10 protein-coding genes are annotated in these 9,289 nt (G+C 44.2%); 2 read left to right on the forward strand and 8 right to left on the reverse strand.

Features of this window, described 5'->3' with window-relative positions:
• Positions 1 to 1,393, forward strand: a 1,393-nt coding sequence (locus ACXJGZ_RS06910; RefSeq protein ID WP_456398765.1) for a DUF5814 domain-containing protein, incomplete at its 5' end; no start/stop codon positions are given.
• Here the strand turns inward: ACXJGZ_RS06910 and ACXJGZ_RS06915 are convergent.
• From ACXJGZ_RS06915 to ACXJGZ_RS06940, 6 genes are all read right to left on the reverse strand, one after another.
• Positions 1,383 to 2,129, reverse strand: coding sequence for a MinD/ParA family ATP-binding protein (locus tag ACXJGZ_RS06915; protein WP_456321635.1), 747 nt, complete (start codon positions 2,127 to 2,129; stop codon positions 1,383 to 1,385). The genes ACXJGZ_RS06910 and ACXJGZ_RS06915 overlap by 11 nt on opposite strands.
• Complete coding sequence (locus ACXJGZ_RS06920; RefSeq protein WP_456321636.1) at positions 2,126 to 2,932, reverse strand: MinD/ParA family ATP-binding protein; 807 nt, start codon at positions 2,930 to 2,932, stop codon at positions 2,126 to 2,128. The genes ACXJGZ_RS06915 and ACXJGZ_RS06920 overlap by 4 nt, the downstream gene beginning before the upstream one ends.
• Positions 2,933 to 3,057: 125 nt before the next feature.
• Positions 3,058 to 3,852 carry a DUF63 family protein gene (locus ACXJGZ_RS06925; RefSeq protein WP_456398768.1) on the reverse strand — a complete coding sequence of 265 codons (795 nt, stop codon included), beginning with the start codon at positions 3,850 to 3,852 and terminating at the stop codon, positions 3,058 to 3,060.
• A 69-nt stretch (positions 3,853 to 3,921) separates the two neighbouring features.
• Entirely contained in the window at positions 3,922 to 4,239 is a 318-nt protein-coding gene (locus tag ACXJGZ_RS06930; RefSeq protein ID WP_293257027.1) for a P-II family nitrogen regulator, read from the reverse strand.
• Between the two features lie 80 nt (positions 4,240 to 4,319).
• Entirely contained in the window at positions 4,320 to 6,260 is a 1,941-nt protein-coding gene (locus tag ACXJGZ_RS06935; RefSeq protein WP_456321638.1) for a 1,4-alpha-glucan branching protein, read from the reverse strand.
• 214 nt (positions 6,261 to 6,474) lie between these two features.
• Positions 6,475 to 7,839, reverse strand: coding sequence for an MATE family efflux transporter (locus ACXJGZ_RS06940; RefSeq protein ID WP_456321639.1), 1,365 nt, complete (start codon positions 7,837 to 7,839; stop codon positions 6,475 to 6,477).
• A 288-nt stretch (positions 7,840 to 8,127) separates the two neighbouring features.
• Between ACXJGZ_RS06940 and ACXJGZ_RS06945 the strand changes: the two genes are divergently transcribed.
• Positions 8,128 to 8,331, forward strand: coding sequence for a 30S ribosomal protein S17e (locus ACXJGZ_RS06945; RefSeq protein WP_293257018.1), 204 nt, complete (start codon positions 8,128 to 8,130; stop codon positions 8,329 to 8,331).
• On the opposite strand, the gene phr is transcribed toward ACXJGZ_RS06945, so the two are convergent.
• Both phr and ACXJGZ_RS06955 read right to left on the reverse strand, forming a co-directional pair.
• Positions 8,328 to 8,936, reverse strand: a complete 609-nt coding sequence (gene phr, locus ACXJGZ_RS06950) for a heat shock transcription regulator (RefSeq protein WP_456398771.1) — start codon at positions 8,934 to 8,936, stop codon at positions 8,328 to 8,330. The genes ACXJGZ_RS06945 and phr overlap by 4 nt on opposite strands.
• A gap of 28 nt (positions 8,937 to 8,964) precedes the next feature.
• On the reverse strand, positions 8,965 to 9,258 hold the full coding sequence (locus tag ACXJGZ_RS06955) for a hypothetical protein (RefSeq protein WP_293257012.1): 294 nt from the start codon (positions 9,256 to 9,258) through the stop codon (positions 8,965 to 8,967).
• Positions 9,259 to 9,289: the final 31 nt, after the last annotated feature.

The raw sequence follows: 9,289 nt of genomic DNA on the forward strand, positions 1-9,289 counted from the left end.
CAATGCCCAGTTTCTTGGATTGAGTGCCACCATAGGAAATGCCAGAAAGCTTGGCGAAGAGCTTGGTTTAAAGGTGGTCATATACGATGAGAGGCCTGTTGCTCTTGAGAGGCACATAATTCTTGCAAAGAGTGAGGGAGAGAAATGGAATTATATTGCCCAGCTAGTGAGGGCTGAAGCAGTAAGAAAGTCCCTTCAAGGATTCAAGGGGCAGAGCATTGTCTTCACATTTTCAAGAAAGAGGTGTCATGAGCTCTCGGCATATCTTAGTAGCAAGGGTTTAAAAGCCAAACCTTACCACAGCGGGCTCCCATACTCTCAGAGAAAGCTTGTAGAGATGGAATTTCAGAAGCAAAAACTTGATGTCGTTGTTACAACAGCAGCTCTTGGTGCGGGTGTGGACTTTCCCGCTTCGCAGGTCATCTTTGAAAGCCTTGCAATGGGAAACAAATGGCTTACTGTTAGAGAATTTCACCAAATGCTTGGGAGGGCTGGAAGACCCCTCTACCACGAGAAAGGCAAGGTCTACTTAATAGTAGAGCCAGCTAAAAAATATTCGGCTCAGATGGAAGGGAGTGAGGATGAAATCGCCTTTAAACTTTTAAATGAGCCTATAGAGCCTGTAAATGTTGAGTGGAATGATGAATTCGAGCAGGAGCAAGTTTTAGCCCATTCTGCAGTCTTTTCAAACATGGAGGATATCGAAGAGGTGCAATCAAAATGTTTGGGAGCAAACCAAAGCGCGGAGCCTGTTCTGGAAAAGCTTGAAGAATTTGGCTTTGTTTCGCTAAAGGGACGTCTGGTGACCATTACACCCTATGGAAGGGCAGTCAGCATGAGCTTTCTCCTGCCAAAGGAAGCGGCTTTCATAAAAGAGAATCTCTTCAAAAAGAGTGCCCGTGAGATTGCCATAAAGCTTTTGCCCTTTAAAAATGCGTATTTGACAGGGCTTCTGCAAAACGAACTCAACAGGGCTGTCAGGGGCAAGATATCGAGCAACATATTTTCACCAAGCTTCAGCGCCATTTTAAGTGATCTGGATAAGATTTTGCCGGAGGTGAGCCCAAATGTCCAGGAGAAACTATTTGCAATATATCAGGACTTCTTTATGTGCGAAGAAGGAGAATGCCTGGATTATGCGATGAAGCGTTTTGGTATCGAGATAATAGAACTTCGCAGGAGAGGACGGCATCCTTCTCAAATAGCGAGATATTTCAGGGAGAACTACTCTCTAATTTTATATCCCGGAGATGTCTTTACATGGCTTGACGGGATAATAAGGAAGCTCGATGCGGTTGAACGTATTGCAAAGGTGTTCAGAGCCAGAAAAGCAGAAGAGGAAGCTAAAGTTTTGAAGAAGGAGCTTGAAGAGGGAAAAACTATCAGGGAGTGAGTTCAAATAGCCATTTCTCCACAATTTTTCCACAATCCTTTAAAGCTATTCCAGCGTCGCTGTGAGGAAACTCCAGCAATACAGGGTTCCTCATGAATGTTGACTCAAGGAAAACGTTATCATAGGGTATAACACCCAGCACAGGGATTTCAAACGTATCCTCAATATATTTAGCCAGATTTTTCTGGTTCAGAATGTCCGCTTTATTTAGTATTATGCCGTGTGCCATAGTGTTATTAATGTCAAGGGCTAGATACTTCTCGATTTCATTTTCCAAAAACATGAACAAAGTGTTTCTTGGTATCCTTTCCACATCTAGGATCACTATTTGATGGGTGGCGAGGTTGAAGAGTTCCAGCTCTTCCAGGGGAATGTTGCTTGGAGTATCCACAAAGGTTACAGCATAGCCCTTTGAAGCCTCTTCAATTATTTTAACGAGTAATGGGAGATAAACATTGGTAAGGGAGCTAAGTCTTTTATCTCCGGGCATTATGCTCAAATCTGTCTTTTGGTGCTTGTATATGGCGCTCCCCACATCGAGTGAGGGATCGCTGAGAAGTGAGTGAATGGTATATTTGAGATTCCCCAGCTCCAGATACTCTGCTATGTTGGGAAGGAATAGATCTCCATCAACCACGAGCACATTATACTCCCTCTTGGCTAAATAGGTTGCCAGGTTTAACGTGATGATGGTCTTTCCCGAACCACCGAGGCCCGTTATCAGGATCACACTCACAGCTCTCTCCTCTCCATAATCTCTTCTATTGCTTCATCAATTATCTTCGTCCCTATACTCTTCCCGAATATCCACCTTTCCAGTGTCTCCCCACACTTTGCAAATGCCTTGGATGCTGGTGAACGGGGATTATACTCCAGTATTGGTCTCCCCACGTTTATTGAATTGGGAACGTTTTCATCGAAGGGGATTATCCCGAGAATATTTACCCTGACGTTATCTTCCAAGAACTCTACAACCTTCTCAAGCTCTTCTCTTGACTCTCTAACCTTATTAAGGATCACCCCAACTTTGAGACCGTATATATCCCCCAGTGCTTTGAGCTTCAGTATCTCATTTTTTACCAGAACTTCGAAGGACTTTATGGGAGACCTTTCCACTTCAACCACAATTATCTGATAGCGGGAAATTGAGAATAGGGGCATTGTATCGAAGGGGATCCCTGTAGGGGAATCTATAATGGAGAGAGCAAATCTCTTCATGACCTCTCCAACGGCATCTTTTAACCTCTCCGGAGGCACATTTAAAACATCGTAAAGCCTCGTGCTTCCCGGAAGGATAAACAAATTGCTTAATTTATCTTCATAAACAGCCATTTCGGGATCCAGATCCTCCTCCATTAGAATCCTGTGGAGGTTGTATGGAGGCCTGTCAAGTCCGAAATGGAGCCCTAACTTGGGCAGATAGAGGTCACCATCTATTACTATAGTCTTGTACTTCTGTTTTGCGAAATATACTCCCAGGTTAGATGTGAGGGTGGTCTTTCCTGCACCACCCCTCCCTGTAATAACAACCCCATTCATAACTATCAGCTTCCCTGCTATTTACAGAGAACAAAATATTTAATCTATTACACATTTATGTAATTTGCGGTATAAAAATCCTTAAGTTTTGAAATTGAGCATAAAAATGAAAGGCGGTTTGGATTTTAAGCCCCAAGTGTGAGCTGTGTTGGGTCCCTAATCCCCGGACCTAAACCCAAAACAAATGTGGCAAAATACCAGTAGCGCCTCTCGTTCTCGTCTGGGACAAGATATTTTACTCCATAATAAACAGCTGCAAGAATTAAAAGCTTCCACGGGTATAGTATGAATGGTCCGAAGTTCTCACTAAGCATTCCTTCAATCCAGTGAACCTCATAATGGTTGTAGTAGTGGATTGCCACTATTGTGGAAGCCAGGTCATACATGTGGGAGAGGGCAGCTATGTAAAACACTCTGTCAAATGGCTTGAATCTGTAATAGAGTACGATTGGAATTGAAAAGATTGCGGTGTAAAGGAGTGTGAGGGCGTAGGCATAGGGCCTCACCGCGTGGCTTATAAAGAGGTAGAGAGGATAGGAGGAGAGTAATAAACCCCATGAAGCAGAGATTTTTGGGTAGGTCTTTAGCCGGGCATCGGCTATAAAAGCGGGGAGTAGGAGGAAAGAAGCTGTGAAGAAGATCCCCGGTGTTAAGATCAGCGGATTTGGTTCCAAAACTTTTCCATCCACAAGTGCCCTCGTTGTTGAGCCGAAGAGTATCATTGGAGTGGCTGCATAAATCAAGCGTTCATCCACTCTTATTTTGAACCTCTTGATTATATAATTGTAGGTCAGAATTATCCCCAAACCCAGCAGAAACCCGTAGAGTAGAGTATTATAGGCATTGTAACCCTCTCTCGTATACATCGGTCTTATAAAATAGTTCCAAAGAAAATCATAAATCTCTTGACTGATTTCCATTCTCACCACCTCTAAAAGATTAAAGGGGATGCTAATAAGCATTTTGGTAAATGTTTCTAAGGGTTGTTATCAGTAGAGCGCTTTATCCCCGCTTTCTCCTGTTCTTATTCTTATTGCTTCTTCTACAGGTAGAATGAATATCTTTCCATCGCCGGGGGCTCCGCTCCTAGCTTTTTCGGCTATTATATCGATTATAGTGGGGACATCCTCATCCTTCGCAACGATTTCGAGTTTTATTTTGGGAAGCATATCATAGGGAGGCACCCCACCCTGCACGCCCCTGCCTTTAACAGGAAAAGCGGTTAGAGGTACAAAACCAGCCTCCTTCAAAGCTTTTTTAATCTTTTCAAAATCCTCTTCCCTTAGAATTGCCTCAATTTTTTTCATGGAACCACCATACAATATATACGCTCCGGAACAAAATAAACCTTTTGCAGGCTCTTTTCTCTGGTAAAAAAAGGGGAAAATCAAAGCTTTCTGAGAGCTGCTTTAAGCCTCTTCAGGGGTATCCTGGTTTTTTTGGCAAGAGCTTTTAAGTCTGCATTTTTGAGGTCTTCCACGCTTCTTATTCCGGCTTTTTTTAACTTTTCAACACTTTTCGGTCCTATTCCTTTAACCTTCAGGAGTTTTTCCTCGAAACTCTCCTCTTGGAGTTCCAGCTGTCTGCTTGCTCTGCTATCCTCCCACCCTTCCATGAAGGGATATGTTTCCACCTGAGTTTTGTGGTTCCCTTTAACCCCTATTTCCACGGGAATTTCCGGAGGCTTTACGTATTCGGGCACTTCTGGTGGTGCCTCGCTGACATAGACATCAACCCTTATCGGGTTGAAGGGATTATCAATTTCTTCAACCGCTTCTAAAACTTCCTTCTCCCTGAATTCTCCTTTTTTAAAGTATTCTACGAGGGAATTTGCGAGACGGTGGAAGTAGTTTGCATGCTCAAGGAGCCGTTTTCTACCATAAAATCTTGCCTGCCCTGTAGTTATTAGGAAAGGCCAGTCACTGCTCTCCAGGAGCAGAAGCTCTCTCCCAAGCTGTTCAAGAACCCTATCCCCAAATTCATCCTCTCCCAGATAGTTTGAAGCGAGTGCCACCATTCTCCTCTCCGCCAGGTGAATGTGCTCCCACATCCATTCCACCTCGGAGTTCCACCACGTGTAGTGGGTTCCATACATTCCCCATGAACCTTCCGGAAGTTCAATCTCATATCTGTGTCCCCTGTAATTCTTGAGAAAATCGGAGATTGTTGTACTCCGGATTCCCTCCTCTTCCATCAGTCTGAGCACCTTCTTTATCCATTCAATGCCCTCGAACCACCAGTGCCCGTAGAGTTCCGTATCGTAGGGAGCAACCACAATGCCCTTTTCTCCATGTTCTTTCTCGTAATCTCTCAAAAGTTTCTTAACCAGATTGACAAAATGCTTTGAATGTTCTTCGACCCTCTCCATAGCTCTCTCAGGCACATAGGGCTCTTTGGCACCAATGTCTATGTCCTTTGATGTTATCCTCCAGTACTGTCCTCCACTCTTGGGGGCTTTTTTGTGGAACTCCCTGTACCAGAAATCCCCTGGATACCCCATATCTGCACTCCAGACTTGATGACCCGTCTCTCTATTTCTCCCGAAAACCGCTATGTTCGTCCCTTTGATGAAGTAGGGTCTAAGAGTTGATTTTGGCTTCTTTGCGGGAATTACCTGTCCATACCCAAAACTTGCAGGCCCTTCATCTATCAAATGGCTCTCCACGAAGAAGAATTCCACCTCATACCTCTGAAGAATCTTCTCGAGTCCCTCTCTCCAAACCACCTCTCCACTGCTCGGGCTTTGCCAGAAGCCCTCGGGTCTGTAGGCACACTCGGGGAGCCATATTCCTCTAGGCTTTCTTCCGAAGTATTTCTCATATGTTAGAATACCATTTGCTATCTGACTCTCAATTGCTTCATCCCTATCCAGAAGGGGCAGATAGCCGTGGGTTGCGGCAGACCCTATGACCTCGATATACCCTTCATCCTGGAGCCTCTTGAGTTCCCCCAATATGTCGCCCTTTATCTTCTTCCAGTGAGAATAGACCTTGCTGAAGTAATTATACATGTATCTGACGGCACTTCCAAGATCGCCCTCATATTTTGTCAAATCCTCCTTCATGGCTTCGAGTTTTCTTTCCATGTAAGCCTCAAACTCCCTTTTTATGTATTCATCATTTAGCTGCTCCATCAGTATGGGTGTCAGGCCTATTGTAACTCCAAAGTTTATCCCTTCCTCCCTGAGCTCTTCGAAAGCCATCAAAAGGGGCAGATAAGTTTCAGATATCGCTTCAAATAGCCATTCCTCACCGAAAGGCCATTTTCCGTGCTTTCTTACATATGGGATGTGTGTATGCAGCACCAGACCAAAGTATCCTTCAACCATAAAAAGCCACCTCTTTTTAGAATTTCCTAAATTCTCTACGCACATTTCAGTATTTAACTATTTCGCTTCTAAAATTCCTTTTATGCCCTAAAAATGCTTTATGAACGTGAAATTATGCTGGTGGAAAATATCCTTTTCCTGCTCTAAATCATGCAAAGAAACCGGCAATTTCTACGGAATACTCACTGGAAAAGGTACTCCCTCTCCATTGATTCTAAACTTTAATACTCTTCCATTTTCCCCTCTTAAACAGCCACCAGAACATCGCGGCGCTTGTGAAAGTCTCAAGGCTCATTGCGAGCCATGCAGCTATAACGCCCATCCCTTTGATATGAATAATCCAAAGGCTAATTCCAAATCCAAAGATATATGCAGGAAGTATCCTAAAGAGAAGTTTACTTACGGCAGTTACGTACATGGGGCTTTTTGTGTCTCCCGCACCCCTTAGAGCACCGCCGAGAACAAATATCCATCCCAAAGGTACTTCACTTATACCCACTATTAAGAGGTATATCGCGGCCAGGTGAAGCACTTCCGCGTAATTGGGATCGCTCCTTGTTATGAATGGCATCACGAGGTACTTTGGAAAGGCTATAAGCACCACCGCCATAATCCCCATGAAAAGGGAGACCATCTTAAGGGATTCATAGACGACTTTTTCAGCTTCCTCCGGCTTCTTGGCACCGAGGCTCTGTCCCACAAGGGCTGATGTGGCGACATTAAATCCAAAAGCGGGCATATATGCCATACTCTCCACCCTCAAGCCCACCTGATGGGCTGCTAGGGCTATGGTTCCAAAGCGCGTCACTATGCTTATGTATATGAAATTGTAGAAACTGAAGAGTGCCCTCTCTATGGTTGCCGGGATTCCTATTTTTAGAATACGCTTTATGATGTCAACATCAAACAGCAGATTCAGCTTTAGTTTTAAAACTAAGTGTCCTCTGAGGAAGAGCACCAAACCGACCATAAATGCAATGGTTATGGAGATTCCGGAAGCGAGAGCGGCTCCTCTGACCTCCATCCTCGGAAAACCGAACTTCCCGAATATGAGGAGATAATTCAGGATTACATTGGTTGCATTGGTTAAAATCCCAAGCATCATCGGAGTTTTTGTGTCTCCCGCACCCCTCAAAGCACTATATGCCGCAAAGCCCATGAAGTTTATCGGATAAAACAAAAAGAATATTCGAATATAAGAGTAGCCGAGGTTTATCACGTCCTGACTTGCTCCCATAATTCTGAGAGCGTCATCTCCCCACACCAACCCCAAAAAAAGTACCGGAATGCTTGTGAGGAATGCGAGGTAGATACCCTGTTCGAGCACTCTCTCAGCCATTTCAAAATCTTTGGCTCCCACAAAACGTGCTACCAAAGCGAGGGTTCCAGTTGAAACGGCAAACATAACGGGCATCATGAACCACGAGAACTGTCCTCCTAGACCAACGCTTGCTATGGCGAGGGAGCCGAGCTGACCAACCATTATCATGTCCACTAGGTTGACAAGTGTTGAGCTTATGTTTGCGAGTATTGCGGGCCATGCAAGTGCCCAAATCCTCCTTCTCAACTCACCGTTCATGGATATCACTTAGATTAATATCTAAGCGATTAAAGGGGTGTAGAATTTATAAACCTTTTCCCAGGTGAACTCCGGTGCATTCGGGGGGCGTTTGGTTTTTGTATGTTAGCATTGTTAGGGTTAGTGGATATCCTGATAATGCATGTGGGGAAAATTGAGACCACACCTTACCAAGCATGCCAACATTATTCCAGCAGCATCGCCTGTTTAGGGAAAAGCTTTAAAACGCTGATGTTTGATTGCCTTATGGATAATGATAACCACTTGAAAAAGCTAGGAGGTGTTTAGATGGGAAACATTAGGCAAGGTTTCATTAAGAGAACCGCAAGGGAGCTCTTTGATAGGTACCCCAATGAATTTACCAAAGATTTCGAACACAACAAGAAGAAGGTCGAGGAGCTTACAAACATAACGAGCAAGACCATAAGAAACAGGGTTGCTGGATATATCACGAAGCTTGTAAGGATGAAGGAAGAAGGAAAGATCCTTTAAACTCTGTAAATCTCCTTTCTAATCCTTTTTAATTCCCTGAGAATCTCCTCTGGAAAGCTCCTCTCAATTTCACGCCACATTCTTTCGAATTCTTCCTCGTTTTCCCTGGCCAGCCGTCTCATTAAATTGTTAAGATAACTCTCAATTAAAAGCCTGACCTCTTCTAGCTCGGCTTTCATTCTCAAATGCTCCTGTATCCTATTCTCCACTTCCATTAGAAATTCCGAAATTTCCCTCATCTTCATCTCTATTGGCTCTTGGGATTTTATGAGCTCCTTTGCATGTTCGTACGTTTCCCTCTTTGCAATCCTTTTTGGTTCGTAGATCTCGGTTCCAAAGGTGTGGGGTGTTAGGAGCACCTCCAATCTAAAGCCGCGTCTGATCTCATAATACTTCCTGGGTCTGCCCCGGGGTATTCTCTCCACCCTTCCTTCTATGAGCCCTGCTTCTTCCAAAATCCTGAGATGCTCTAGAACGGCTTTTTGTCCCACTCCAAGTTCTTGAGAAAGCTCACTAACAAAGTAAGGTCTTCTGGTGAGCATGAAGAGTATCCTGCGCCTCGTCTCATTACCCAGAACATCCAGAATCTTCCCCATCTCATTCATAGGCTCACCCCCTAATTCTAACTTAAAGTTAAGAAAAGTTGGACTTAAATCTTTCGGTCAGCGGGCTTGTTCCCGGGCTTCTAAAATAGGGGGCATCTTTTTTGGGTATCCCTGCATATTTCAGAATGCCATTTAAGGTGAGCATTTCATCCAAAAGGGCGTAATCCTTTGTAAGCTCCTCTGCAAGTTCCGGGGGCATGCCACTTTTTATTAAAGCTCGTTTAAACGCTCTTTTCCCCTTCTTCATGGCTCTCTTCATACCGGCCAGCTCCCAGAGCAGCTTTGGAAGTATGAGAGAGAGCCTGAAAAGGGAAAGTATCATCAAAGCTCCTCCTCAAATTCTTCCTCAATTA

The sequence above is a fragment of the Palaeococcus sp. (in: euryarchaeotes) genome, from assembly GCF_053987695.1.

Bases quoted from the DNA above. Each gene is read 5' to 3' on its own strand.
- ACXJGZ_RS06920 (WP_456321636.1), bottom strand. From the start codon at position 2,932: ATGAATGGGGTTGTTATTACAGGGAGGGGTGGTGCAGGAAAGACCACC.
- ACXJGZ_RS06925 (WP_456398768.1), bottom strand. From the start codon at position 3,852: ATGGAAATCAGTCAAGAGATTTATGATTTTCTTTGGAACTATTTTATA.
- ACXJGZ_RS06930 (WP_293257027.1), bottom strand. From the start codon at position 4,239: ATGAAAAAAATTGAGGCAATTCTAAGGGAAGAGGATTTTGAAAAGATT.
- ACXJGZ_RS06935 (WP_456321638.1), bottom strand. From the start codon at position 6,260: ATGGTTGAAGGATACTTTGGTCTGGTGCTGCATACACACATCCCATAT.
- ACXJGZ_RS06940 (WP_456321639.1), bottom strand. From the start codon at position 7,839: ATGAACGGTGAGTTGAGAAGGAGGATTTGGGCACTTGCATGGCCCGCA.
- ACXJGZ_RS06945 (WP_293257018.1), top strand. From the start codon at position 8,128: ATGGGAAACATTAGGCAAGGTTTCATTAAGAGAACCGCAAGGGAGCTC.
- phr (WP_456398771.1), bottom strand. From the start codon at position 8,936: ATGAATGAGATGGGGAAGATTCTGGATGTTCTGGGTAATGAGACGAGG.
- ACXJGZ_RS06955 (WP_293257012.1), bottom strand. From the start codon at position 9,258: ATGATACTTTCCCTTTTCAGGCTCTCTCTCATACTTCCAAAGCTGCTC.